Origin of the sequence: Streptomyces cinerochromogenes (assembly GCF_014648635.1) — a bacterium.
GTDB lineage: Bacteria > Actinomycetota > Actinomycetes > Streptomycetales > Streptomycetaceae > Streptomyces > Streptomyces cinerochromogenes.
In genome coordinates this window covers 395,964-421,715 of sequence record NZ_BMRM01000007.1, presented here as the reverse complement: position 1 = coordinate 421,715, position 25,752 = coordinate 395,964, and the positions used below count along the sequence as shown (strand labels likewise).

Genomic DNA, 25,752 nt, shown 5'->3' with positions numbered 1-25,752 from the left:
CGGAGGCCGCCTCGAAGGTGTTGCCGTGCATCGGGTCGGTCACCCAGGCCACCGTCGCACCCGACGCCGTGACCTTCTCCACCAGCTCCGGGAGCCTGTCGCGGATCCTGCCGGCGCCCATGCGGACGATGAAGGTCAGCCGGCCCGGCTCCCGCTCGGGGTCGAGGCGGTCGATGTACCGCAGCGCCTCCTCGGCCGTGGCGGTCGGGCCGAGCTTGATGCCGATCGGATTGCGGATCCTCGAGGCGAACTCGATGTGCGCGTGGTCCATCTGCCGGGTGCGCTCACCGATCCACACCATGTGCGCGGAGACGTCGTACAGCTTGCCGGTGCGCGAGTCGACCCGGGTCAGGGCGGACTCGTAGTCCAGCAGCAGCGCCTCGTGCGAGGAGTAGAACTCGACGGTCCTGAACTCCTCCGGGTCGGTGCCGCAGGCCCGCATGAAGTTCAGCGCGTTGTCGATCTCCCGCGCCAGCTGCTCGTAGCGCTCGCCCGACGGCGAGGTGCGCACGAAGTCCTGGTTCCAGGCGTGCACCTGGCGCAGGTCGGCGTAACCGCCGGTGGTGAAGGAACGCACCAGGTTCAGCGTGGACGCCGAGGCGTGGTACATGCGCTTGAGCCGCTCGGGATCCGGGACCCGGGCCTCGGGCGTGAAGTCGAAGCCGTTGACGGAGTCGCCCCGGTACACCGGGAGCGTCACGCCGTCGCGGGTCTCGGTCGGCTTGGAGCGGGGCTTGGAGTACTGGCCCGCGATCCGGCCGACCTTCACCACCGGCACGGAGGCCGCGTAGGTCAGCACGGCACTCATCTGAAGCAGCGTCTTGAGCTTGTTGCGGATGTGGTCGGCGGACACCGCGTCGAAGGCCTCGGCGCAGTCGCCGCCCTGGAGGAGGAACGCCTCTCCCCTGGCGACGGCCGCCATCCGGGCGCGCAGCTGGTCGCACTCGCCCGCGAAGACGAGCGGCGGGAAGGTCTCAAGGTCCGCGATCACCGCGCGCAGAGCCTCGGGGTCGGGGTACTCGGGCTGCTGCGCCGCGGGCAGGTCTCGCCAGCTGAGTCGGTCCGGCACCGGGTCGTGCGGATGGGCATGCATGGCAGGGTCTCCTGGGACGGGAAGTGAGGGTCACCGTCGGCCTGCGGGTGACGGAGCGGCTCCCCGGAATCCGATCGTGGGAACCGCACGGCGCGGCGGGGTCCGCGGCGCCGTCTTGGTCGATGCCGTCAGGAAGTCGTAGCGGTCCAGCAGTTCGGCGCCGTGGCGGCAGCGGGGCTTCGCACCGCGCAGACCCGACCACCAGCGGGTGATCTCGTGCCAGCCCGGCGCCGAGTGCGCTCCGCCGAACTCGGCGACGGACAGCGCGGCGCAGAGGTTGGCGAAGGCGAGGCGGTCCGCGAGCGGCCAGTCGGCCAGGGTGGCGAACACGAACCCGGCCAGGAACACGTCGCCCGCGCCCGTGGGGTCCAGGGCGTCGACGGACACCGCGGGCACGGCCGCCTCGTCGCCGGTCCGCCCGTCGCAGGCGACGGCCCCCTGCTCCCCCGCGGTCACCACGGCCACCGGCACCACCTCGGCGAGCGCGCGGGCCGCGGCGCGGGCGTCGTCGGTGCGGGTGTAGCGGAGGGCCTCGGCCGCGTTCGGCACGAACGCATGGCAGTGGTCGAGCCCGTCCAGGTCGGACAGGGCCCAGCGGCCGGTGGCGTCCCAGCCGGCGTCGGCGAACACCAGGCTGCCCCGCGCGGCCGCCCGCCGCACCCAGCCGGCCTCCTGGTCCGGAGCGAGTCCGGTGACGCAGGCGCGGCTGCGCGGCGGTACCGGGGGCGGCAGTTGCTCCTCGGCCGGTACCTCGTGGCCGTGGGTGACCATGGTGCGGTCGCCCTCGTAGGCGAACGAGACGGTCACCGGTGAGTGCCAGCCCGCCGGTCTTCGGGCCAGTGACAGGTCGACGCCCTCGGCGGCGAGGTCGGCCCAGCAGTGGTCGCCGTACTCGTCGTCGCCGAACGCCGCGCAGAGCATCGTGCGCAGGCCCAGCCGGGCGAGTGCCGTCGCCGTGTTGGCCACCCCGCCGGGGCTGCACCCCATGCCGCGGGCCCAGGACTCGGCCCCCTTGGCCGGGGCTGCGTCGAGCCCGGTGAAGACGATGTCCTGGAACACGGTGCCCACGACGTACACGTCGCAGTCGGCGCCGGCCGTCGGGACGGTGGCTTCAGCTGGTACCACGGTCGGCTCCTCCTGCGGCCCCCGCGAGGGCACGGCGGGGTTCGGGCAGCCCCAGACCGCGGTAGATGTCGAGGGCCGCCGTCGAGCGGTTGAGGGTGATGAAGTGCAGGCCGGGGGCGCCCTGGTCCAGCAGGTCCCGGGCCATCGCGGTGGCGTGGTCGACCCCGATCCGGTGGCCCTCGGCGTCGTCCCGCGCGTTCTCCAGCCGGCGGGCCAGCCCGGCGGGCACGGTCGCGCCGCTCAGTTCGGCGAAGCGGGCGATCTGCCGGAACCGGGTGGCGGGCATGATCTCGGGGATCACCGGGAGGGTGCAGCCCGCCGCGTCGAGCCGGTCCCGGAGCCGGAAGTAGTCCTCGGCCCGGAAGAACATCTGGGTGATCGCGAAGTCGGCGCCGGCCCGCGCCTTCGCCACGAAGTGCCTGATGTCCTGCTCCCAGTCCGGTGAGCGGGGGTGCCGCTCGGGGAACGCGGCGACACCGATCCCGAAGTCGCCCGCCTGCCGGACCAGGCGCACCAGTTCGGCGGCGTACCGCACTCCCTCGGGGTGCGGTGTCCAGGGCCCCTGCGGGTCGGCCGGGGGGTCACCGCGCAGGACCAGCAGGTCGCGCACCCCGGCCTGCGCGTAGGTCCCGATGATGCGCCGCAGTTCGGCCACGGAGTGCCCGACGGCGGTGAGATGGGCGACCACCGGGAGGGTGGTGTCCTGGGCGATGCGCTCGGCGAGGGACGTCGTACGGTCCCGGGAGGAGCCGCCCGCCCCGTAGGTGACCGAGACGAACGCCGGCCGCAGCACCTCGATGTCGCGCAGGGTGCGCCACAGGTCCCGTTCCCCCCGGGGGGTCTTCGGCGGGAAGACCTCGAAGGAGTACAGGGGGCGGCCCTCGGCCAGCCCGCGGCGCACGCCCTCCGGCGGCGCGCCCGGCACGGTCACGAGTCCCCACCGCCCCCGGCGCCGAGGAACCCGGCCAGCTCCCGCTGCGCCTCGGGCCCGTAGGCGGCGCCGCACCGCGCGGCCAGTTCCCGCCGGTCCAGCCGGTACTCCTGGGCACCGACCGCCTCCAGCACGCTCGCGGCGACGGCGGAGCCCAGCTGGGCGGCCCTGGCCGGGCCGAGCCCCCAGCCGAGCGCCGCGAGGAAGCCGGCGCGGAAGCCGTCGCCCACGCCGGTGGGGTCCCGCTGGTCGGTCACCGGCACCGCCGCGATCTCGGTGGTGGGCTCGCCCCGGCGCTGGATCCGGCAGCCCTTGCCGCCCAGCGTCGTGACCCAGGTGCCGACCCGTTCGAGGACGTCGTCCGGCTGCCAGCCGGTCTTGCGGAGCAGCAGGCCGCTTTCGTACCCGTTGGTGAAGAGGTGGTCCGCACCGGTCACCAGGTCCCTGATCGCCTCGCCGGGCAGCCGTGCGAGCTGCTGGGACGGGTCGGCGGCGAAGGGCAGCCCGGCCCGGCGGCAGTCCTCGGTGTGCCGCAGCATCGCCTCGGGGTCGTTCGCCCCGATCAGCACCAGGTCCAGGCCACCGACGCGGTCGGCGACGGCGCCGATGTCGATCGTCGCCGCCTCGCTCATCGCGCCGGCGTAGAACGAGGCGATCTGGTTGCCGTCCTCGTCGGTGGTGCACTGGAACCGTGCGGTGTGCCGGGTCCGGGACCGGTGGACCACGCCGGTGTCGACGCCGTGCCGGGTGAGCCACGCGTCGTACTCCTCGAAGTCCTGTCCCACGGCGCCGACGAGCACGGGCCGCAGGCCGAGTTGCCCGAGCCCGAAGGCGATGTTCGAGGCGACGCCGCCGCGGCGGATGTGCAGCTCGTCCACCAGGAAGGAGAGCGACACGTGGTCGAGCTGCTCCGCCACGAGCTGTTCGGTGAACCGGCCGGGGAAGTGCATCAGGTGATCGGTGGCGATGGAGCCGGTGACCGCTATGCGCACCTCACACCCCCGCTGCCTTGCGCAGGGCCGTCACGCGGTCGGTGCGTTCCCAGGTGAAGTCGGGGTGCGTCCGCCCGAAGTGACCGTAGGCCGCCGTCTGGGAGTAGATCGGGCGGAGCAGGCTCAGGTCGCGGATGATCGCGGCCGGACGGAGGTCGAAGACCTCCTCGATGGCCTTCTCGATCCTCTCCGGGTCGACCTTGTGGGTGCCGAAGGTCTCCACGAACAGGCCGACCGGCTCGGCCTTGCCGATCGCGTAGGCGACCTGGACCTCGCAGCGGGAGGCCAGGCCCGCCGCGACCACGTTCTTCGCCACCCAGCGCATCGCGTACGCGGCCGAGCGGTCCACCTTGGACGGGTCCTTGCCGGAGAAGGCGCCGCCGCCGTGGCGGGCCATGCCGCCGTAGGTGTCGATGATGATCTTGCGGCCGGTCAGGCCGGCGTCGCCCATCGGGCCGCCGATCTCGAAACGGCCGGTCGGGTTCACCAGCAGCCGGTAGCCCTCGGTCTCCAGCTTGATGCCCTCCTCCAGCAGCGCCTTCAGCTCCGGCTCCACCACGAACGCGCGGATGTCCGGTACCAGCATCGAGTCGAGGTCGATGTCGGAGGCGTGCTGCGAGGAGACGACCACCGTGTCCAGACGGACCGCCTTGTCGCCGTCGTACTCGATGGTGACCTGCGTCTTGCCGTCCGGGCGCAGATAGGGGACGGTGCCGTTCTTGCGGACCTCGGCAAGGCGCCGGGACAGCCGGTGCGCCAGGAAGATCGGCAGCGGCATCAGGGTCGGCGTCTCGTCGGAGGCGTAGCCGAACATCAGGCCCTGGTCGCCCGCGCCCTGCTTGTCCAGCTCGTCCGCTTCCCCGCCGGCGGCGGCACCCTCCACCCGGGCCTCGTAGGCCGCGTCCACGCCCTGCGCGATGTCCGGGGACTGCGCGCCGATGGACACCGACACACCGCAGGAGGCGCCGTCGAAGCCCTTCTTCGAGGAGTCGTAGCCGATCTCCAGGATCTTGTTGCGGACCAGGGTCGCGATGTCCGCGTAGGCCTTGGTCGTCACCTCGCCGGCCACGTGCACCTGGCCGGTGGTGATCAGCGTCTCCACGGCGACCCGGGAGGCCGGGTCCTCGCGCAGGAGCGCGTCGAGGATCGTGTCACTGATCTGGTCGGCGATCTTGTCGGGATGTCCCTCGGTGACGGATTCCGAGGTGAAAAGACGGCGTGTCACAGCACCACCCTGACCTGGTAGTCACGAAGCCAGCTGTCGAGTTGCAGCGCGCGGGGCAGGATGGGCGGCGGCGTGAAGCTGCCGTTGAACCAGTCCTTGTTGTCGACCATGGCGCGCAGGGTCGTGGCGTCCAGCAGCTCCATGGCCGGTGACCCGGAGTCGCTGATCATGTCGGAGACCGCGGCACGGACGGAGTCCAGGTACGCGGAGCCCTTGCCGACGGGGAAACCGCTCTTGGGCCGGTGCACCACCTCGGCGGGCAGCAGGTCCTCGACCGCGCTGCGCAGCAGGCCCTTCTCCTGGTCGCCGAGCCGCTTGACCTGCCAGGGCACGTTCCACACGTAGTCGACCAGCCGGTGGTCGCAGAACGGCACCCGGACCTCCAGGCCGTTGGCCATGCTCATCCGGTCCTTGCGGTCGAGGAGGAACGGCAGGAACCGGGTGAGCTGCAGGTAGTAGACCTCCCGCATCCGCCGGTCGGTGCCGGTCTCGCCCTCCAGCCGGGGCACCTCGCTCAGTGCCTCCCGGTAGCGGGCGTCGAGGCGGGCGTGCAGGTCGAGGTGGGGCCGCAGCTGGGCCGACAGGACGGCGTTGCGGTCCTGGACGCCCGCCGACCAGGGGAAGTTGTCGGTCGGCTGCTTCGTCTCGGAGAGGAACCAGGGGTAGCCGCCGAACGCGTCGTCCGCTCCCTCGCCGGACAGGGCGACGGTGAGGTGGCTGCGCACCTCGCGGAAGAGCAGGTAGAGCGACACGTCCAGGTCGCCGACCCCGGGGACGTCCCGGGCCCGCAGGGTGGTCCGGGACTCCTCCAGCAGCGCGGCCGGTTCCACCAGGACCTCGGTGTGCTTGGTGCCCAGGTGGCCGACGACCGCCTGGACGAACGGGGCGTCGCGGGAGTCGTGCAGCGCGTCCGCGGAGAACTCCTCCTCGCTGCCGGCGAAGTCGACCGAGTACGTGGCGAGCGGGTCCAGGCCGGCCGCCGAGAGGGCGCCCGCGCCGAGCGCCGTGATGGCGCTGGAGTCGATCCCGCCGGAGAGCAGGGCGCCGAGCGGCACATCGGCGTGGACCTGCTCCGTGACCGCCCGGCCGAGCAGCTCGCGGACCCGGGCGACCGTGGTGGGGATGTCGTCCTCGTGCGGTGCGCTCCGCACCTGCCAGTACCGCTGCTCGTGGGCGCCGCGGCGGTCGCAGCGGACGATGTGGCCGGGCTTCACCTCCCGCATGGTGCGGAACACGGCGTCCCCGGGGCGTTTGGCCGCCACCGTGAAGACGTCCACCAGTCCTTCGGCGTCGACCTCGGCGGCGACCTGGCCGCTGGCGAACAGCGCCTTCGGCTCCGACCCGAAGATCACCCCGGAGGGCTGCTCGGCGTAGTAGAGGGGTTTGACGCCCAGCGGGTCACGGGCCAGCCACAGGGTCTCCTGGGCGATGTCCCAGAGCGCGTACGCGAACATTCCGGCGAACCGGGTGACGGCCGTCTCGCCCCACTCGCGGTGGGCGGCCAGCAGCACCTCGGTGTCCGTGCCGGTGCGGAAGCGGTGCCCCTTCGCGCTGAGTTCGGCGCGCAGCTCACGGAAGTTGTGGATCTCGCCGCTGAAGGAGACCACCGCCAGCTCGCGGTCGTCGTCCGAGGCGCGGACGGCCATCGGCTGATGCCCGTGGTCCACGTCGATGACGGCGAGCCTGCGGTGTCCGAGCGCGATGCGCGGTGCGCTCCACACTCCGGCGCCGTCCGGGCCGCGCAGGGCGAGCGTCTCCGCCATGCGGGAGACGACGGCCGCGTGACCGGTCATGTCGCGTTGCCAGTCGAGCCAGCCTGCTATGCCGCACATGTGCGTGGACTCCTCACTTCTCGGGCGTGGACGCGAGGTCGGCGAGGGTCGTCTCGACCACGCCCCGGATCGGGTCGGGCAGCCGGTCCCAGTTGCGGGCGTCGTTGAGGTCGAGGACCCGCGACAGTTTCCAGCCGAGGTACTGGCCGAGCGAGGCGAGCGGCGGCAGCTTCTCCACCGGGCGCAGGGCCAGTTCGTAGCCGGGGAACAGGCCCTGGACCCGGTCCGCGGTCGCGCGCGCCCAGGTCTCGTCGACGGGTACGTCGGTGGTCGCGAGGCAGACGACGGCCTTGCCCTGGATGACCAGCATGTAGTTCAGGACCGTGGGACCGCTGTGCCGCTCCGGCCAGAGCGCGGCCTCGAAGTCGTTCTGCCGGATGCCGTTGCCCTCCAGGACGATCAGGTCCTGCGAGCGTCCCAGGGTGCGCAGCAGCGGGGTGGCGACCCCGCACGGGCACGGCGTTCCGGGGATCTCCACGAGGTCGCCGGTGCGGTAGCGCAGCAGGGGCCGGCCCGGCATGTCGAGGGTGGTGACGACGAGTTCGCCGCGGTCGGGGCTGCCGTCCACGAACCGGGTTCCGGAGTCGTCGGTCAGTTCCAGGACGTAACTCTGGGTCTGCAGGTGCAGGTTGCCCCGCTCGCAGGTGACGGCGGTGGTGCCGGTCTCCGAGGAGCCGTAGGCGGCGACGTAGGCGGTGGCCCCGGTGAGCCGCTCCAGGTGGCGCACGAACCCGGGCCCGGTCTGCTCGGCCATCAGCAGCAGCTTGTCGAAGGCCGGCACCGGCTCGTCGTTGCGGTAGGCGAACTGGACCATCTCCAGCAGCCGCGACGGGGGCCCGACGAAGACGTTGACCCCGAGTTCCCGGGTGAGCCGGAGCACCCGGGTGTAGTCGCCGGTGATGTTGTCCACCCACGGCCGCAGGGACATCACCTGGAGGTACTCCAGGACCTTCTCGAACTGGTAGGCCGCCGGTGCGAAGGGGGCGTTGATCAGGATGAGGGCGCGGTCGGAGCGCTCCAGGATCCTGGCCCACTGCTCGCCGATGTTGATCGTGTTCACGACCAGGTCGTCGAGGGCCTTCGGCGCGGCGACCGGGTTGCCGGTCGTGCCCGACGACTCGTAGTAGTGCAGGAACTCCGACAGCCCGCGGGTGAACGCCTTGTGCCCGCCGACGCTCAGGCTCTGCTTGGGCAGGAACGGCAGCTGGGGCACGAGGTCCGCGATGACGGACTCCGGGGCGGCCGCCAGGGCCTTGTCCGCGAGCCCGGCGAGGGTGTCGCGCTCGTACAGGCCGGACTCCAGTGCGGCCTGCAGGGTGGCCGTGAACTTCCGGCCCAGCGCGGCCGGTTCGACCGCGCCCGCGTGGCTGTCGCGGACGAGGCCGGTGTGTTCACGGGCCGTGCCGAGGAGTGCCTCTTCCGTGGGGGTGTCACGCAGCAGCAGCATCGGTGTCCTTGTCGGATGAGTAGCCGGCCGCGCGGGCCAGGCTGCCGTCGAGAATCAGCTCGCGGACGGTGGCGATGTCCCCTTCCATGCGCCGGTCGCCGTCGGTGAAGGGGACGTGGGAGCGGACGAGGGCGTGGACCCGGCGGACCCAGGGGGCGGCCTGCTCGGGGCCCCGCAGGTCGATGGCCTGGGCGGCGGCGAGCAGGGTGATCGCGGCCACCTGGCTCGTCAGCTCGTTCACGGTGCGCGCGTCGCGCGCCGCGATGGTGCCCATGCTCACCTTGTCCTGGTTGTGGGCTTCGGTGGAGCGGGAGAAGACGCTGGCCGGGGCGGCGGTCTTGAGCGCCTCGGCGGTCACCGCGGACGCGGCGATCTGCATGCCCTTGAAACCGTGGTGCAGTCCGGCCTCGCCGCTGAGCGAGGGCGGTACGAGGTTGGCGGGCAGGCCCCGGCTGAACTTCGGGTCCACGATGAGCGCGAGCTGCCGGTCCAGCAGGTCGGCGACGCTGGCGGTGGCGGTCTTGAGGCTGTCCATGGCCTGGGCGACGTGGCCGGCGTAGAAGTTGCCGCCGTGGTGCGCGCGTTCCTCGTCGACGGAGAAGAGGGGGTTGTCGGTCGAGGCGTTGATCTCGGTCGTCAGCCACTGGCGGACCCAGCCGAGGGTGTCGTGCAGCACGCCGATGACGTGCGGGGCGCAGCGCACCGAGTAGTGGTCCTGGATGCGCTGTTCGAGCCGGCGGTAGTCGTCGAACAGCGGGTCCGTGCCCTCGAGGATCTCCTCGTACGTCGTGGAGAGCCCGGAGCCGGCGATCAGCCGGCTGACCTGCGCGGCCACGGCGACCTGCCCGGGGTGCGGTTTGGCCTCGTGCAGGAAGGCGGCGAAGTGCGAGGCGTTGCCCAGCAGTGCCTCGCTGACGAACGCGGTGACGATCTCGGCGCTGTGCGCGATCGAGGTGGCGTCGTGGGCCGCGAGCACGGCGAACGCCGTGGTGAACGACGTGCCGTTGATCAGGGCCAGGCCCTCCTTGGCCTCCAGGGTGAGGGGCTCGATGCCCGCTTCCCGGTGGGCCTCGGCGGCCGGCAGCAGCCGTTTGCCGTAGTGCACGTCGCCTTCCCCGAGCAGCACGGAGGCGACGTAGCACAGCGGTACCAGGTCGCCGCTCGCGCCCAGCGATCCGCGTTCGGGTACGCGGGGCAGGACGTCGGCGTGCAGGTGGTCGAGGAGTCTGTCGATGACCACCGGCCGGATTCCGGAGTTTCCGCGGGCGAGCGCGTTGGCCCGGATGAGGAGGGTGGCGCGTACCACGTCGGCGGCGGTGTCCGGCCCGGTGCCGTTGAGGTGGTAGCGAATCAGATTCCGTTGCAGGTGCGCAGCGCGCTCGGGGCTGATCTGGTTGGTGACACTGTCTCCGAAGCCCGTGGTGACACCGTAGATGGGCTTGCGGCCCTCGATCAGACGGTCCCGCAGGCGCACGCTCCGTTCCGTCGCGAGCTGGGCTTCGGGGCTCAGGGCGGCGGTGGCGGCCACCCCCTCCAGCGGGGGCCGGGCCATGCGGACGACGTCGTGCAGCGTGAGGGACCGGCCGTCGAGCAAGACCCTTGCGGCGTGGGTCGAGGCTGTCACAGGACATTCTCCGGCGTAAATCGATTCGGCATACACCCAGCCTGTGTGATCGACCGCGCCCGGTGCTTCGGCCGACCGGCCAGTCTGAACCCCGACTGAAGACCAGGGAGAACAGAGACGGTCGGAGTCTTTCGTTACGGCAGTATGTCTGGCTGAAAATGATTGAAAGCAAGATGGTTATCGGGATAGCATCGGCGCACCGTCGCCTGCTGGGTGAAACTGCCCGCGCCATTCCGGCCGTCGTCCGCCGGGAGCCGGCCCATGAGGTCATCAACAGGGGGTACTGTGATCGAGCGCGATACGAGTAACCGCAGCGTGACCGCCATTCACGTCGCCACCCCGAGAAGCCAGTCGATCCTGTCCGCCGGGATCGCCGCAGCCCTCCGGTCGATGCCGGGCATCCACCTCGTCGCGCAGCCGCCCGCCGGCTGGGAGCCCTACGGTCCCCGGCCGCAGGCCGATGTCCTGCTGGTGGAGGACGTCGCCGCGTTATCGCCGAAGGAAGTCCTCCTGGCCAGCGAGGAAGTCGTCGGCGGTGTGGGCTCGCAGCCCCCGCGGCGGCAGCCGGCCGGCGTGGTGCTGGTCATGCGCGACCCCCGCATCGAGCGCATCGTCGCCTATCTCCAGCTGGGTGTGCGGGCGTTCGTCTGCCATGACGCCCCGCTGGACGATCTGGTGGGCGCCGTTCATTCGACCGCGCGGGACCAGGTTTTCCTGCCCCACGGCATCGCGGAACGCATCATCGACGGGATACTGCCGCACCTTCCCTTCTTCACTCCCGGCACCGCCTCACCGCTGGAGCGGCTCACCGCACGGGAGAGGGAGGTTTTCTCCCATATGACCGCGGGTCGGTCCAATGCGGAGATCGCCGAGGCCTGCTGCCTCAGCCAGAAAACCGTCAAATTCCATGTTTCCAATATTCTTCGGAAACTCGGGGTGAAGAATCGCCTCCAGGCCGTCGCCCACGCGCACCAGGCACTCGAGTCGGCCGCCTGACCCTTCCGCAGCACCGTCGCCGGGACGTGGACAGACGGCCTCCCGGCGGCGCCCCACCGTTGCGTACGCGCAGCCCCTGCCCCATCCTCCGACGGAAGGGGCGGCCCCGCTTCGCCTAAACTTCGATGTTTGGCGAACTTGAGAATACTGGTCTTCTAGATCCGGAGTGCTACATGACCACGGATCCGCGCGGGTCGACGAGCCTGTCCCGGCTCCCGTCCCTGACGGGCCTGCGCTTCGTCGCCGTTCTGTTCGTCTTCGCCTTCCACGCCTCGCTCGAAGCCCCCTTCACGGACGCCGGCTTCGGCCGGCGATACGCGGACGCCGTGGCCAACGCAGGCTGGCTGGGCGTGAGTTTCTTCTTCGTGCTCAGCGGCTTCGTCCTCACCTGGTCCGCCCGCCCCCAGGACACGGCACGGGCCTTCTGGCGCCGGCGGGCCGCCAAGATCTACCCGCTCCACGCCGTCACCTGGGCCGCCGCGCTGATCCTGCTGGCCACGGCCGGCACCGCGGCCACCTGGCGCCAGGCCGTCCCCAACCTGCTGCTGGTGCACACCTGGTTCCCCGACCGCTCGGTGTTCTCCAGCCTCAACGACGTCAGCTGGTCGCTGTCCTGCGAGGTCTTCTTCTACCTGCTGTTCCCGGTGCTGCTGCGGCTCGTGCGGCGCATCGAGCCCGGGCGGCTGTGGCGGTGGGCGGCGGTCACGGCGCTGCTCGTCCCGCTGCTGCCGCTGGTGTCGGAACTCCTGCCCGACTCCCCGGCCCTGCCCTTCGGTTCCGGCTCCGTGTGGCAGTTCTGGTTCGTCTACGTCCTTCCGGTCGGCCGCCTGCTGGAGTTCGGCTTCGGCATCCTGCTGGCCCGGATGGTGCTGGCCGGCCGGGCCGTCCCCGTGCGGGTGCTGCCCGCGGCCGTGCTGGTCCTCGCCGGCTACGCGCTCTCGCTGCAACTGCCGTTCCTGTACGGCCTCACCAGCGTGACCGTCGTACCCATCGGCCTGCTCATCGCGGCCGTCGCCCAGCGGGACGTGCGGGGCGCCGGTTCACCGCTCGCCCACCCCGTCGCCGTCCGGCTCGGCGAATGGTCCTTCGCCTTCTACCTCGTCCACCGGCTGCTCCTCCAGCACGGGCACCGGCTGCTCGGCACGGGCAGGACCTGGGCGACCCCCACGGCGCTCGGCCTGATGGCGATCGCCTTCGCCCTCTCCCTGCTGCTGTCCTGGGCCCTGCACGTGGCCGTCGAGCGCCCCGCGATGCGCCTGCTCGGCCGGAAGCGGACCGCGCCCGCGCCGGTCCCGGCCGTCGGCGCACCCCCGCTCGGCGGCCCGCCCGCGACCCCGGAAGCCACCTCGTCCACCCCCACGGTCTGACGCCCACCCACCGACCGCCCGAAGGGAACCCACGGCATGTCCGACGACACACTTCCGCAGTACCCGCTCCCGCTCGGCCCCCTCGGCGAGCCCCCGGAGGAATACTCCGAGCTGCGCGCCAAGTGCCCCGTGACCAAGGTGCGGCTGCCCAGCGGCGACACCGCCTGGATGGTCACCGGCTACGACGAGGTGTCGGCCGCGATGTCCGACCGCAGGCTGTCCCGGGCGGCGCTGCGGGAGCCCGGGGCCGTCCGCACCGTCAGCGGTGAGGACTTCTCGGACAACCCCTACAACCTCCTCAACCAGGAGGGACCGGACCACTCCCGGCTGCGCAGGCTCATCTCCCCCGCCTTCACCCCGCGCAAGGCGGAGCTGTGGCGGCCCAGGATCGAGCAGATCGCCAACGAGCTGATCGACCGGCTGGCCGAGGGGCCGCGCCCGGCCGACCTGCACCACGACTTCGCCGCCGTACTGCCCGTCTGGGTCATCTGCGAGATGGTCGGCGCTCCCGTGGAGGACCGGGAGAAGCTCCAGCGGTGGACCGACCGGCTGGTGAGCATCACGGCGCACACGCCGGAGGAGCGGCTGGCCGCGCGCGAGGAGTCCGCCGCGTACGTCGCCGGGCTGGTCGCCAGGCACCGCGAGGAGCCGGGCGAGGACCTGCTCAGCACGCTGATCACGGCCCGTGACGACGACGACCGGCTGAACGAGCGGGAGCTGGTCTGGCTCGGCATCAACCTGCTGGTGGCGGGCCACGACACCACGGTGAGCGCCATCTCGCGCGGCCTGTTCCAGCTGCTGCGCCACCAGGACCAGTGGCGGCTGCTCGCCGACAACCCCGATCTGCTGCCGCAGGCGACGGAGGAACTCCTGCGCTACGCGCCCCCGTCCGAGATCGGCTTCATGCGGATCGCCACGGAGGACGTCGAACTGGCCGGCACCCGGGTCGCCAAGGGCGAGGGGGTCATCCCCGTGATGCACGCGGCCGGGCGCGACGTCCGGCGGGTGTCCGACCCCGAGCGTCTCGACCTCACCCGCACCGACATCGCCCACCTGGCCTTCGGGCACGGCCACCACTACTGCCCGGGTGCGGGTGTCGCGCGCGTGGAACTCCAGGCCGCGTTCGGCACCCTGGCCCGGCGGCTGCCCTCGCTGCACCTCGCCGTCCCCGCCGAGCAGGTGGAATGGGTCGGCGGGCTGCTGACGCTGCGTCCCAGGGCCCTTCCCGTGGAGTGGTGAGACCTGGCCAGGGGCACCGGACGGACCGGGGTGCGCGCGGGGTGTGAACCACCCGCGCGCACCCCGGTCCGCCGCGTGCCGCGACCGGGCGGGCACCGCCCGCCCGAGTGGAATCACCCGCGAGGCGTTAGAGTTGAGTTCATTATATGTAGTTGCACAAACATTCTTGGCACCTCCTATGGCGAGGAAGTGCAGGGACGAGGAAGCCTATGACCACCAACCCGCCACGCACCCGACGCACTTCGCCCAGCAGGGATGCCGAGGACACGAGCCGCCGGCGCTACTTCGCCACACTGGCCATGGACCGCCCGGACATCGCGCTGTGCCGGGCGACCACGGTGGTGGCCCGCGCCGTCGACGCCGAACTCACCGGGTACAACGTCACCGCGGCCCAGCACCTGGTGCTGAAGATGCTCAGCGACGTGGGCCCCTGCTCGCAGCAGGAGCTGAGCGAGCAGCTGCGCATCGACCGCAGCGTGATGGTGGGCTGCATCGACGGCCTGGAGAACTCGGGCCTGGTACGCCGCGAGCGGCACCCCAAGGACCGGAGGGCCAACGCGATCACGCTGACCGCGGAGGGGCTGGTCGCCCTGGCCGAGGTCGAGAGCGGGGTGCCGCGACTGCTGGACCGCGCCTTCCAGGCCCTCACCCCCGCCGAGCGAAAGACGCTGGCCCGGCTGGTCGCCAAGATCCTCGAAGTCAAGTAGGCGGCACCGGGCGGCCGGCCGGGCGTCCTGGCCGGGCGTCCGAGACGGCCGGACCACCGGCGGTCCGGTCAGGGTGCCGGCCGTTCGGCCGGACGCCGGCGGTCCGGCCGAGTCACCGGCCGCCCGGCCGGGACGCCCGGCCGCCCCGTCAGGCCCCCGGCGCCAGGGCCTGCAGCGTGCGTGCCATGCCCTCGGGGCCGGCGCCGAACTCCGGTGCCGGGATCACGGCGAGGAGGGGAGTGGTCACACCGGCGTCCACGTAGCGCTGGATGTGCGCGCGGCACTCCTCCGGGCCGCCGTGGACGAGGAGTTCGTCCACGAGCCAGTCCGGGACGGCCGCCGCGGCACCCCTGAAGTCGCCCGCCGCCCAGGCCCGGTGGGAGGCGGCCAGGACGTCGCCCCGGCCGAGCCAGTCGTGGAAGCCGGAGTAGGTGCGGGCGTTGAGGATGGAGCCCAGCATGGCCCGCCCCTGGGCGCGGGCGTAGGCACGGTTGCGGGTGGGGCAGACGAAGAGCCGCGCGACGACCTCCTTGGCCTTGCCCTCCGGCCCCATCGCCTCGACCACCCGGGGAACGTCGTCCACGGTCAGGAAGTTGGTCACCAGCCCGTCGGTCTCCCGGCCGGCGAGGCGCAGCATCTGCGGGCCGAGCGCACCGATCATGACGGGCGGCGCGGGCCGCGGTACGGAGCCGAGGCGGAACCCCTCGATGGTGAACGAGTCGAAGTGCCCGGCCACGTGCTCCCCGGCCAGTGCCGCCCTGAGGAAGCGCACGGTGTCGCGGACCTTGCGGTAGGGGTGCTCGAAGGGGATGCCGTTGATCCGGGTGACGAACGGGGGCCCGGACGACCCCACCCCGACGACGACCCGCCCCGGTGCGGCCTCCGCCAGTGTCGCCACCGTCATGGCCAGCAGCGCGGGTCCGCGCGTCTGCACGGGGACCACCCCGGTGCCGACCCGCAGGGAGGGTGCCCAGGCGGCGGCCAGCGCGAGCGGGGTGAACCCGTCGTAACCGGCGGCCTCACCGGTCCACGCGTCCGTGTAGCCGAGGTCGGGGAGCCTCTCCAGGACGCGCCGGTGTTCGGACAGCGGAACGGTGTTGAAGGGGATCGTCACTCCGTAGCGGTCCAACGTCTCAGGCCCTTCGGTCCGGTGCAGTTTTTGATTGTTCGCGAAACATCAAAATAGAAACGCGCCGCACGCGTGTCAATGCCGCCCGGCGTACGGCTCAGGCGCCGGCCAGCGGGTTCGGCAGGGGCAGATAGCGGGCGTCCGCGCCGTCCGCGCCGGTCCAGCGCAGCAGCAGGTTGGTCTTGCCGGGCAGGGTGGGCGCGGTGAGCAGCGCGGGGATCTCGGGCAGGTCGTGCCGGGCGAGTTCGCGGCGGGCGGCGGGCCACGGGTCGAACCCGGGGTGGTGGTCGGCGAGGGCTCCGGCGATCTCGGTGAGGTGGTTGACGACCAGGCAGTACACCAGCCGCTCCCAGCCGGCGGCCCGGGTCACGTCCGGCAGCAGCTTGGCGCCCTCGGCGTCCCGGAACAGTGCCTGCACGGGCGTGCCGGCCGCGTCCACGGCGACGAGGGTGTTCTGCAGGTGGGCCTCCAGCACCACCCCGTGGGCGTCGAACGCGGTCAGGGCGGGCGGCACGACCTGCCGCAGATACGCCTCCCACCAGCCGGCCGGGTCGGTGGCGGCGGCCAGCGGGCTGCCCTCGAAGCCCTCGGCGAGCCCCGCGGCGAGCAGCGGGGTGGCGCCCGGCAGCAGGTGGCCGCGCAGTCCGTCGCGGACCAGGACCGCCAGCTGTTCGAAGGCGAAGGCGGCGGTGCGGTAGCCCCGGTCGCTGAGCCAGGCCGCGGGCGGGCCCATCGCGGCGAAGGCGTCCGCGGCGGCCGTGTCGGTACGGCGGAGTCCGCCCAGGTCGTGACGCCAGAGCCGGCGGATGTCGTTGGTGATGCGGACGTCCAGGCTGAACTTCAGGAACAGGTCGCGGCGCGGCTCGTACACCGTGCGGACCGCGGCCGTCGGCCAGGTGTCGAACCCGGTCGTACCGAGCCGCAGCAGCCGGCCGTCGGCGAACGCGGGCGCGAGGTCGCGGGCGACGAGATCGAGCTGCCAGGGGTGGGCGGGCAGCAGCCGGTAGCCGGGCGGGGCGGTGCCGAGGGCGTCCAGGGCCCGGGTGTCGCCCTCCTCGGCCACCTGGTCCTCGCGGACGCCGAGCAGCACCAGCGGGAAGCGGGCGTGGGCCTCGGGGGCGTACGGCAGCCAGGACGCGGCCGGCCCGCCGCCGCGGGCCTTGGGTGCCGGGTGGTGGGGGTGGCCGGTGAGCAGGGACTGCTCGGACCGCAGATACGGGTCGGCGGGTGGCGTGGCGTGGGCGCGGGCGGTGAGCAGGGCGGCGACCGCCTCCCGGCTGTCGATCATCTCGGCGGGCAGGTCGCCGCCGGGCAGCCCGGTGTGCCGGCGCAGCTCCTCGGCGACCAGCTTCACCAGCTCCGGGTGGCCGATCCGGCGCCAGGCGCCGTCCGTGTACACCTCCGGGTCGGTGGGGCGCCGCCCGGCGCGCACCCGCAGCAGCCGGCCGTCCGGCAGCCGGTGGACGCGGCGGTCCCCGGTGCCCGGGAGCGGCTCGGCCACCTCCCGCAGCAGGCAGTTGAGCAGGGGGGCGGCCGCGTAGGCGTCGGCGCGGCGGCCTACCGCGCCGGTGGGAGGTGTGCGGCCGGCGCCGGTGGGGGGTGTGAGGTCCACGCGATCCATTCGTTCTTCGTCCAGGGGCCCGCGGTCTTCCCCGCGCACCCCGGGTGCGCTCCGCGGGAGCCGGTGACGATCAGTATGGCTGTCGTCCCGGACAATCGTGCCGTGCCCCGCGTACCCGAGGAGCCGACCGTGCACCGTCCCCCCGCCGCCGAGTCCCAGATCGCCGAGGAGCTGGCCGCCGTCCGGCCCGGTCTGCTGTCCCGGTACACCTCCGAGCTGCCCGGTGCCCGCGCCGCCGTGCTGACCCGGCTGTGGCGGGCGCTGGCCCATGAGCCGCTGCCCTGGCTCACCGGCCGGGTGTCCGGGGCGCACTCCCTCGCCCTGCGCCTGGCCGACGGCCGGACCCTGCACGGGCCGCACGCGGACCCGTACGCCACCGGCGCGTACGTCACCGCCGTACGACTGGACCGGGAACGGTACGACGATCCGGCGCGGCTGATGACGGCGCTCGGGGTGCCGCACGGGCCCGCATTCGCGGCGGAACTCGCGCACAGCACGGCCTCGCTGGCGCTGTCCCGGGCCGGCGCGGATCACCCGAAGGAGTGGCCGGCAAAGGTCCCGTCGGCCGAAGGCCGGCGGACGGACTGGGAGTGGGAGCAGCGGGTGGTCGACGGGCACCCGTACCACCCCAACTGCCGTTCCCGGCCCGGCTTCTCGGTCGCGGACCAGCTGGCGTACGGCCCCGAGCACGGCCCGGTGGTGCGGTTGGGGACCGTACCCGTACCGGAGGCCGACTGCCTGCTGACCGGCGACTGGCCCGCCGAACTCCGCGACGGCGACCACCTCCTGCTGCCGGTCCATCCCTGGCAGGCCGAGCACGTGCTGAGGCGCTCGTACGACCCCTGGCGCCCGGCCCGCCCGCTGATGTCCCTGCGCACCCTGGCGCTGCCCGGCGGTCCGCACGTGAAGACGGCCCTCAGCGCCCGGCTGACCTCCTCGGTGCGGGACATCTCCGTGTACTCGGTACGGTCCGCCGCGACCCTGTCGGACTTCGCCGGGGAACTGGCGGCACGCACCGACGGCCTCCTGCACGTCACCCGCACCCTGGGCGCGGCCACGGCCGGCTCCCCCGGCCTGGCCGCCCTGCTGCGGGAGCCGCCCGAGGTGTACGCGGGACCGGGTGAGCACGTCGTGCCCGTGGCCGCCCTCGCCACCACCTCCCTGCCCGGCTCCCCCGCCTGGCTGACCGCGTTCACCCGGCTGGCGCTCACCGTGGGCCTGCGCCTGCTGGACCTCGGCGTGGCCCTGGAGGCCCACGGCCAGAACCTCCTGGCCGTCCTGTCGGCCGACGGCACCCCGCTGCGCCTGGTCTACCGCGACCTGGCCGACATCCGCGTCAGCCCCGCCCGCCTGGCCCGCCACGGCATCACCCCGCCCGCCCTCACCGGCCGCCTGGTCACCGACGACGAATCCACGCTGCGCCGCAAGCTGTTCGGCTCCCTGGTGGCGGGAGCACTGGCGGCCACGGCGGGCTCGGGGCCGGCCCTGGCCACGGCGCTGCGGGCCGCCCTGCCCGATCTGCCGCCCGGCCCGGACCTGACCTCCCTGCGTGACGGCCCGCTTCCCGCGAAGGCGCTGACGCTGATGCGCCTGTCACCCGACCGGAGCGGGGACATATGGACGAATCTTCCTCATCCCCGCGCTGTACCGGCCCCGGGACAGGGCTGATTTTGCGTCATGTTCCCTGGCCGAAAGAACCGTTGTCGTCCGCTTCGGCGTCCTGCGGTGTACCCCTGTTGAGCCAGCCAGGACCCGAGAGTTTCGAGAGCAGCAGATGACTGACGACGACCGCAGTGACAGCCTGATGTCGCCGATCCGGCCCGAACAGCTGGATCCGGGCGCCGTGATCGCCCAGTCGCTGGACAACCAGTGGGTGCCCGCGCAGCTCGCCAGGGAGATGATCGAGCGCGGCGAGTCCCTGGACCAGGTCGACCACCGGCGCGTGCGGGAGGTGCGGGCCGAGTACTTCCGCAGCCTCATCAACGCCAGCCAAGTGGTGGTCAACCGCGCCTACTTCTACAACAACGACGCGATCAGCCGTGACCTCGCCGAGGAGGGGGAGGCCCGCGCGGCACACCGGAAGCTGCTCGCCTCGGGAGCGATCGTCCCCTTCCTGCTGCGCGAACGCCACCCGGCGGAGGAACCGCCCGGCCACCTCCACCTGCGGCGCGACGGGTTCACCGCCTGGCAGGAGACGCTGGCCGGGATGTCCGCGAGCGACCGGGTGCGCTGTGTGCGCATGTCCTGGGACGACTCCGCCGGCGACCAGGAGAACAGGGACCGCACCCGGGTACGCCTCTACCAGCCGTTCACCGAGAAGGTCCAGGGACTCACGGCCAAGGACATCGACATCCTCGCCGCGCAGGTCGGAGTGGCGCGCGAGGACACGGACCGGTTCGGCGAACGGCTCGGTGAGGTGGTCGCGTTCAGCAACGGCCTCAGCGTGCGCAGACAGCCGGTCGTGCGCAACACCCTCTACGAGGAGTTCGTGACCGTCCCGGGCACGAACGTGGCCGAGGGCAGATACGACCGCGGCAAGCCCTTCGCGGCGGAGATAAAGCAGCTCCTGGACCTCATATACAACGTCAACCTGGCCGACGCCCTGGGGCGTTACCCCCTGACCCCCGTCGGCAGCCTGCGCCGCGTGGTGCTGCAGGAGGCCCGCGAGGCCACGTCCGCCACCGTCGGTGTCGTGCAGGACCCGGAACAGCTGCTGACGTTCCTGCGGCAGCAGACCTTCGCCGTCGTGCAGGACCGTCTGACCCCCCAGGCGGTGAACGACCTGACGCTGCACGACATCTGGCGGCTGCGGCAGACCCCCGCCTGGAACGCCTACATCAAGGCCTTCGGGGCGCTGACCGCCGCACCGGAGACGTTCCACGACGGCGTCGGGCAGGTCTTCGACTCCTACGTCCGCCTCAACTCGGAGATCCTCCGGCTCGCGCGGGAGCGCCGGCAGGCCCGGCCGGCCCCCTGGCGCCCGGTGGTCGAGGTCGTCGTCACCGTGGGCGCGGCCGTGTTCACCGCCGTCAGCGGCAACGAGATCTGGCAGGTGGCCGGTACGGTCCTGCCGCTCACGGTGAGCGGCTCACTGACCGGCTCGGTGCAGTTGGTGCTGCGCAACCACATCGCCGGACGGCAGGAACAGAGGTTCGCCCGCGAGATCGCCTCCGTACGGCTGGCCAGTGAACGAGAATGGTCGCAGTTCCACGAGTTGGTGCGCCGTCTGCCCGGGTACCGGGACACGGCGGGCCGGGCTCCGACGGGCACGGCCTCGACGACCACCCAGGACAACGAGGACCTGCCCGACTACTGATCGACCGATGAGCCGGAGTGCACCTGTGCCCAGCCTGCCGAGGCCCCGATGAACCGTTACGAGGCACTGCGCCGGGAGGTCCCGGAGTGGTTCCGCGACGATCCGGAGGGCGTCCGGATCCTCACGGACCCGGCGCTGATCCGCGACGCGCGCCACCAGGCGGCCGCAGCCGGGCGACGCGGCCACGGCGGCCCGCTCGAAGCCCTGTGGGCACGGCTGCGGGCCGTGCTGCGGCCGGTCCCGACGGGTGTGGTGTCGGCCGGCCGCTACCTGTGGTACCTGCGCGACCCGGTGCGCTTCCCCGACGGCCGCCTGGGCCTGTACGACCGGATCCTGCCGCCCCCGGGCTCCTCCCCCGGCGTGGTCGTCCTGCCGTTGCTCGGTCCCGAGAGGAAGGTGGTGCTGATCGAGCACCACCGGCACGCCACCCGGAGCAGGCACTGGGAGGTGGTGCGCGGCTTCGGGGATCCGGGTGCCACGCCCACCGAGAACGTCACCCGGGAGCTGCGGGAGGAGATCGCGGCCACTCCGGAAACGGTGATCCCGCTGGGCGAGTTGCACCCCGACACCGGCCTGCTCGCCCACAAGGTCCTCCTCTACGCGGCGTGCGTGGACGGCATCGGCGCGGTGGAGCGGGGCGAGGCGATCGCCCGGGCGATCACGGTGACACCGGCCGAGGCGGAGGAGATGGTGGCCGACGGACGCATCACGGACGGCTTCACCGTCGCCGCGCTGTACCGGGCCCGCCTGGCAGGCGTGTTCGGGACCGCGGCGCCTGGCGACGGCACGTGAGGGACCGGTCCCGGCGCCCCGGCCGGCGGGAGGCGGTCGTTTTGGAGGACGGCCCGTCCGGTCAATAGGATCCGGCGATGATCAGAAGACAACGGCTGGCGGCGGGCGTGTGCGCTCTGCTCGCCGCCCTGACGGCCGGGATCGCGTTCCCCGCCGGAGCGGTCGCCGACGAGACGGAGCAGGCCGCTCCGAAGGTCGAACTGGTGCTGGACGTCAGCGGTTCCATGCGCACCCGCGACATAGACGGCGGCACCCGGATGGCCGCGGCGAAGCAGGCGTTCAACGAGGTGCTGGACGCGACTCCGGAGGAGGTCCAGCTCGGTATCCGCACACTGGGCGCCAACTACCGCGGCAACGACCGCAAGGAGGGCTGCAAGGACACCGAACAGCTCTACCCGGTCGGCCCGCTGAACCGGACCGACGCGAAGACGGCCGTGGCCACACTGGCGCCGACCGGCTGGACCCCGATCGGGCCCGCGCTGCTGAAGGCGGCGGACGACCTGAACGGCGGTGACGGCACCCGCCGCATCGTCCTGATCAGTGACGGCGAGGACACCTGCCAGCCGCTCGACCCGTGCGAGGTGGCCCGGGAGATAGCGGCCAAGGGCATAGGGCTGACCATCGACACCCTCGGCCTGGTGCCGGACGCCAAGACCCGCGACCAGCTCAGCTGCATCGCGGACGCGACCGGCGGCACCTACACCGACGTACGACACAAGGAAGAACTGTCCGACCGGGTCGGCCAGTTGGTCGAGCGGGCGGCCGATCCGGTGGTGACACCGGTGGCCACCGAGGGCGCGGACCGCTGCGAGAAGGCACCGGCGCTGAAGTCCGGGCTGTACACCGACCGCGCGGAGTTCGGGCAGCAGCGCTGGTACAAGGTGGACGTCGAGCCCGGCCAGGAGCTGCGCGCCTCGGTGAGCGTCGCGGACGACCGCGCCGTCCGGCCGGACTACGGTGTGCTGCTGCGGGCGGTGACCGTGCACGGCCGGGAGATCGTGCGCGGTGAGGCCGCCGGCACCGGCCGTACCGACGTCGTCTCCACCGGTCTGCGCTATCCCAGGCCGGACAGCGACGACGACTCGGCGCCCGCGGAGACGGTGTGCCTCCAGGTCACCAGCTCCTTCTCGGCCGCCGCCGGCGTCAAGACCAGCCCCGGCCTGCCGCTGGAGCTGACCGTCGACGTCGTGGACGGGCCGTCGGGCCACCACGACGTGGCCGCCTTCGGTCTCGGCCGCGGCTGGTGGCTGCTCGGTCTGCTGGTGCTGGTCGGCTTCCTCGCCGGTCTGCTGTGGGGCTGGCTGTCGCGCTGGCGGGTCGCCGTCTGGAGGACGAACTGATGCGGATCACACGAGCGCTGGGCGCCGCGCTGCTGACGCTGGGGCTGGCCGCCGGGCCGGCCGCCGCCGACTCCTCGCCCTCCCCGAGCGCCTCCGCCGACGGCGACGCGCCCACCCAGGCGGGCACCTCCTTCCGTACGGCGACCGAGATCGACCAGGGGCAGCAGGCCACCGCCTCCGGCTCCACCGGCGACTACCTGTACTGGTCGTTCCCCGCCGACACCGGGCAGCGGCCCACCGTCAAGGCGACGGTGAAGCTCCCCGGCACGCACGGCGCCGAGACCTGGCAGCTCGACGTGTACGACGGTCTGCGGCGACGCCAGGCCTGCCAGTACGGCGCCCAGACCCGCACCGCCGCGCAGGGCGCCGCCTCGGTCGAACTGGCCTGTGTGCTGCGCACGGTGCGCGGCTGGTCGGAGCCCTGGGCGAACGACCCGCTGCCGGGCACCTACTACGTCCGGCTGACGGTGGTGGACCTCGCCGCCGCCGACCTCGGGCAGCCGGTGAACGCCGAGGTGCGCGTCGACTCCAAGGACATCGGCGGCGCGGCGGCGGTCGACGGCTCCCTGGGCAAGCCGCTCGTCCCCGGCATCGCCGCGAAGCCGGAGACGTCCAAGGGCGGTTCCAAGGAGGCCGTGCTCTCCAGCTTCGGCCAGGACGACGGCTGGTCGTCCGGCTGGTGGTCCGACCGCTGGGTGTGGACCGGCATCGGCGGCATACTGGCCGCGCTCGCCGGCATCGGGGGGTACGCCCTGACGCGCGGCTCGGGACGGCCGTCGCGGGTGCCGCCGGGCGCCTGAGCGACGGCGAGGGCCCCTGAGCGGGCCGGCACCGGGCCGGAAGCACGACGGGGCCCGGCCGGGGAGGTTTCCCCGGCCGGGCCCCGCGCCGTACCGGCCTCTCCCGGCCGGGCACAGGCGCGGATGCGCCGAGCGTGCGCCGTGCTCCGGCTCCCGGCGGTCTACAGTCCGAACAGGCCGACGTCCGTCGCCAGTTCCTTGAACACCTCCCGCGGGTCGGCTATCAGCTTGCGCTGTTCGAGGTCGAGCAGGCCGCCCACCGCGGTGACCTCGGCGGCGAGCGTGCCGTCGGTCTTGCGGATCTCCTGCCGGATCCGGAAGGTCTTGCCGTCGCCCCACTCGAACGCGCAGGTCACATCGGTCTCGTCGCCGGCGAGCAGTTCCCGCAGGTAGCGGATGTTCGTCTCCAGCGCCACCGGGCCCACACCCCGGCCCACGAGCCGGGCCTGGCTGATCCCGGCCGCCTGGAGGAGGGACCAGCGGGCGTGCTCGGCGTAGTTGAGGTAGACCGCCTGGTTGAGATGGCCCTGGGTGTCGGTCTCGTAGCCGCGGACGGTCACCCGGACGGAAAACGGTTCGGCCACTGCTTGCCCTCCTCGTGTACGGATCTCCGGTCGTCCGATCTTGGCACGCCGTTCACACCCGGCGCGGGGAGGCGAGCAGATACCGGGCTCTCGTCCGCGGCTCGGTGTACTCGCCCGCCTGCCAGCCGGCCCGCTCCAGCGTGGCCGCGCAGGCCGCCAGGGTCCGCGCGTCCGGCGCGTACACCGCGACCGCCTCCGGCTGCGGGGTGGCCCTGACCCGGTAGCCGTCCGCGTCCGAGCCCGCCGGAGGGTGCCCGGCCGCCTCCAGCGCCAGCGCCGCGGCCCGCACGAGATGCGTCCGCTCCCATCCGCAGGGCCGGTCCACGGCGCCGTCGGGGTTCGTCATCCGGCGCAGCTCCAGCAGCCCCTGCCAGGCACTGTGCACCTCGCGCCGGCGGGCCGGACCGGACGCGGGCGGCTCCTCCTCACCGCCGACACGGGCCGCGAACACCCCCGTGTCCGGGGCGGTCCGCGCGGGCGCCTCGGGCACCGCCTCCCGTATCCGATGGCCCGCCGGAGTGAGGAAGTGGTCGTGCGGCGGCCGCGGGTGCCGGAAGGCCAACCCCCGCTTCACCAGTGCGGCGAGCTGGGCCTCCGTACCGCGCAGCCGGCCGGTGACCGGGTCGGCGTCCTCGATCACCCGCCGCTGCGCGGCGGTCGGCGGTCGGATCACGGGATGCTCCTTCCGGCACCGTTGCCCCACGGGGCCGCCGGGACAGCGGCCCATGCGCAGAGTACGGCCCGGGTCTGACAACGCCCGCGGCGCGCGGCGGTGGGCGTGACGGGGACGGGGCGCGTGACGGCGGGCGGCGGGGGTGGCGCCCGGGTGCGTCACCCCTGCGGGGGCCGGATGTTCCAGCCCGCCACCACCGGGCGTCCGTGCTCCGTGCCGAGGCGGCACAGCGCGCCCGTCGCCAGTTGGAAGAGGGCCCCGTGCTCGGGCGCGAGGCCCAGGCGGCGGGCGGTGAGGACGCGGAGGAAGTGGCCGTGGGCGATCAGCACGACGGCGCCCTCGGTGTTGGCGAGCGCGGCGTCGGCCCTGGCCAGCATCCGGTCGGCGCGCTCCCCGACCTGTTCCGGGGTCTCGCCCGGGTGGTCCGGCGGGCCGGGTGCGACGCCGTCCGTGAAGAGGAACCAGCCGGGCCGGGTCCGCTGGATCTCCGGGGTGGTCACGCCCTCGTACCCGCCGTAGTCCCACTCGCGCAGGTCGGCGTCGACCCGGGCGTCCGGGATCCCGATGAGCTGGGCGGTCTCCCGGGCCCGCTGGAGGGGGCTGACGAAGGCCGCGCCGATCCGGTGGGAGCGGACCAGCGGCACCAGCCGGCGCGCCTCCTCCCGGCCGTGCTCGGTGAGGGGCACGTCGGTGCAGCCGGTGTGCCGCCCGGACCGCGACCACTCGGTCTCACCGTGCCGGACGAGGAAGAGGTCACCCATGACGGCACGGTGGCACAGCCCCGCCCCCGCCCGCAGGACGGACTGCGCCATCCGGCCTCGCCGCGGCGGCCGTGGCCGGTCGGCCGGTGCGGAGGTGTGCGAGACCTCCTCGGCGGCGGGCCCGCCCCACCACCAGGAGCCCGGAGGGGGCAGCCGCG

The 25,752-nt window shown here is 72.9% G+C and carries 22 protein-coding genes; 9 read left to right on the top strand and 13 right to left on the bottom strand.

Annotated features, from left to right (window positions below):
• From IEZ20_RS16815 to IEZ20_RS16780, 8 genes are all read right to left on the bottom strand, one after another.
• A partial coding sequence (locus tag IEZ20_RS16815) for a 3-deoxy-7-phosphoheptulonate synthase class II (RefSeq protein ID WP_189299205.1) occupies window positions 1–1,093 on the bottom strand: 1,093 nt, incomplete at its 3' end.
• A gap of 30 nt (window positions 1,094–1,123) precedes the next feature.
• On the bottom strand, window positions 1,124–2,218 hold the full coding sequence (locus IEZ20_RS16810; RefSeq protein ID WP_229896103.1) for a carbohydrate kinase family protein: 1,095 nt from the start codon (window positions 2,216–2,218) through the stop codon (window positions 1,124–1,126).
• On the bottom strand, window positions 2,205–3,143 hold the full coding sequence (metF, locus tag IEZ20_RS16805; protein WP_229896107.1) for a methylenetetrahydrofolate reductase [NAD(P)H]: 939 nt from the start codon (window positions 3,141–3,143) through the stop codon (window positions 2,205–2,207). Before metF ends, IEZ20_RS16810 begins: the two co-directional genes overlap by 14 nt.
• 2 nt (window positions 3,144–3,145) lie before the next feature.
• Entirely contained in the window at window positions 3,146–4,141 is a 996-nt protein-coding gene (locus IEZ20_RS16800) for a carbohydrate kinase family protein (protein WP_189299201.1), read from the bottom strand.
• A gap of 1 nt (window position 4,142) precedes the next feature.
• Window positions 4,143–5,366, bottom strand: a complete 1,224-nt coding sequence (gene metK / locus IEZ20_RS16795; RefSeq protein ID WP_189299198.1) for a methionine adenosyltransferase — start codon at window positions 5,364–5,366, stop codon at window positions 4,143–4,145.
• On the bottom strand, window positions 5,363–7,198 hold the full coding sequence (gene asnB, locus IEZ20_RS16790) for an asparagine synthase (glutamine-hydrolyzing) (RefSeq protein WP_189299196.1): 1,836 nt from the start codon (window positions 7,196–7,198) through the stop codon (window positions 5,363–5,365). Before asnB ends, metK begins: the two co-directional genes overlap by 4 nt.
• 13 nt (window positions 7,199–7,211) lie before the next feature.
• Window positions 7,212–8,645, bottom strand: coding sequence for a phenylacetate--CoA ligase family protein (locus IEZ20_RS16785; RefSeq protein WP_189299194.1), 1,434 nt, complete (start codon window positions 8,643–8,645; stop codon window positions 7,212–7,214).
• On the bottom strand, window positions 8,629–10,269 hold the full coding sequence (locus IEZ20_RS16780; RefSeq protein WP_229896102.1) for an HAL/PAL/TAL family ammonia-lyase: 1,641 nt from the start codon (window positions 10,267–10,269) through the stop codon (window positions 8,629–8,631). Before IEZ20_RS16780 ends, IEZ20_RS16785 begins: the two co-directional genes overlap by 17 nt.
• A 285-nt stretch (window positions 10,270–10,554) precedes the next feature.
• Here IEZ20_RS16780 and IEZ20_RS39715 point away from each other — a divergent pair, with 285 nt between their 5' ends.
• The 4 genes from IEZ20_RS39715 to IEZ20_RS16760 all read left to right on the top strand — a co-directional run bounded on the left by IEZ20_RS39715 (window position 10,555) and on the right by IEZ20_RS16760 (window position 14,578).
• A complete protein-coding gene (locus IEZ20_RS39715) occupies window positions 10,555–11,265 on the top strand; it encodes a helix-turn-helix transcriptional regulator (protein WP_229896101.1) in 711 nt (236 codons plus the stop codon).
• Between the two features lie 173 nt (window positions 11,266–11,438).
• Window positions 11,439–12,632, top strand: coding sequence for an acyltransferase family protein (locus IEZ20_RS16770; RefSeq protein ID WP_189299192.1), 1,194 nt, complete (start codon window positions 11,439–11,441; stop codon window positions 12,630–12,632).
• Between the two features lie 36 nt (window positions 12,633–12,668).
• A complete protein-coding gene (locus IEZ20_RS16765) occupies window positions 12,669–13,871 on the top strand; it encodes a cytochrome P450 (RefSeq protein ID WP_189299190.1) in 1,203 nt (400 codons plus the stop codon).
• Between the two features lie 209 nt (window positions 13,872–14,080).
• Window positions 14,081–14,578: a MarR family winged helix-turn-helix transcriptional regulator gene (locus tag IEZ20_RS16760; protein ID WP_189299188.1), complete on the top strand. Its 498-nt coding sequence runs from the start codon at window positions 14,081–14,083 to the stop codon at window positions 14,576–14,578.
• Between the two features lie 148 nt (window positions 14,579–14,726).
• Here the strand turns inward: IEZ20_RS16760 and IEZ20_RS16755 are convergent, their stop codons facing one another.
• Together IEZ20_RS16755 and IEZ20_RS16750 are read right to left on the bottom strand one after the other, a co-directional pair.
• Window positions 14,727–15,707, bottom strand: coding sequence for an LLM class F420-dependent oxidoreductase (locus IEZ20_RS16755; RefSeq protein WP_189299185.1), 981 nt, complete (start codon window positions 15,705–15,707; stop codon window positions 14,727–14,729).
• Window positions 15,708–15,804: 97 nt separating this feature from the next.
• Window positions 15,805–17,328: an IucA/IucC family protein gene (locus tag IEZ20_RS16750; RefSeq protein WP_189299183.1), complete on the bottom strand. Its 1,524-nt coding sequence runs from the start codon at window positions 17,326–17,328 to the stop codon at window positions 15,805–15,807.
• Window positions 17,329–17,457: 129 nt separating this feature from the next.
• Between IEZ20_RS16750 and IEZ20_RS16745 the strand changes: the two genes are divergently transcribed.
• The 5 genes from IEZ20_RS16745 to IEZ20_RS16725 all read left to right on the top strand — a co-directional run bounded on the left by IEZ20_RS16745 (window position 17,458) and on the right by IEZ20_RS16725 (window position 23,576).
• On the top strand, window positions 17,458–18,996 hold the full coding sequence (locus tag IEZ20_RS16745; RefSeq protein WP_189299242.1) for an IucA/IucC family protein: 1,539 nt from the start codon (window positions 17,458–17,460) through the stop codon (window positions 18,994–18,996).
• Window positions 18,997–19,102: 106 nt separating this feature from the next.
• Window positions 19,103–20,644: a hypothetical protein gene (locus IEZ20_RS16740; protein WP_189299181.1), complete on the top strand. Its 1,542-nt coding sequence runs from the start codon at window positions 19,103–19,105 to the stop codon at window positions 20,642–20,644.
• Window positions 20,645–20,692: 48 nt separating this feature from the next.
• Entirely contained in the window at window positions 20,693–21,436 is a 744-nt protein-coding gene (locus tag IEZ20_RS16735; protein ID WP_189299179.1) for an NUDIX hydrolase, read from the top strand.
• A gap of 77 nt (window positions 21,437–21,513) precedes the next feature.
• A complete protein-coding gene (locus IEZ20_RS16730) occupies window positions 21,514–22,776 on the top strand; it encodes a VWA domain-containing protein (RefSeq protein WP_189299177.1) in 1,263 nt (420 codons plus the stop codon).
• Window positions 22,776–23,576, top strand: coding sequence for a hypothetical protein (locus IEZ20_RS16725; protein ID WP_189299175.1), 801 nt, complete (start codon window positions 22,776–22,778; stop codon window positions 23,574–23,576). Before IEZ20_RS16730 ends, IEZ20_RS16725 begins: the two co-directional genes overlap by 1 nt.
• Window positions 23,577–23,737: 161 nt before the next feature.
• Here the strand turns inward: IEZ20_RS16725 and IEZ20_RS16720 are convergent, their stop codons facing one another.
• The 3 genes from IEZ20_RS16720 to IEZ20_RS16710 form a co-directional block, all read right to left on the bottom strand.
• Window positions 23,738–24,160 (bottom strand): acyl-CoA thioesterase, encoded by a 423-nt coding sequence (locus tag IEZ20_RS16720; protein ID WP_189299173.1) that lies wholly within the window; start codon window positions 24,158–24,160, stop codon window positions 23,738–23,740.
• A gap of 52 nt (window positions 24,161–24,212) precedes the next feature.
• Window positions 24,213–24,833, bottom strand: a complete 621-nt coding sequence (locus tag IEZ20_RS16715) for a hypothetical protein (protein ID WP_189299171.1) — start codon at window positions 24,831–24,833, stop codon at window positions 24,213–24,215.
• A gap of 158 nt (window positions 24,834–24,991) precedes the next feature.
• The gene (locus tag IEZ20_RS16710; protein WP_189299169.1) at window positions 24,992–25,594 is read right to left on the bottom strand and encodes a histidine phosphatase family protein; all 603 of its coding nucleotides are present in this window, start codon (window positions 25,592–25,594) and stop codon (window positions 24,992–24,994) included.
• Window positions 25,595–25,752 lie beyond the last annotated feature (158 nt).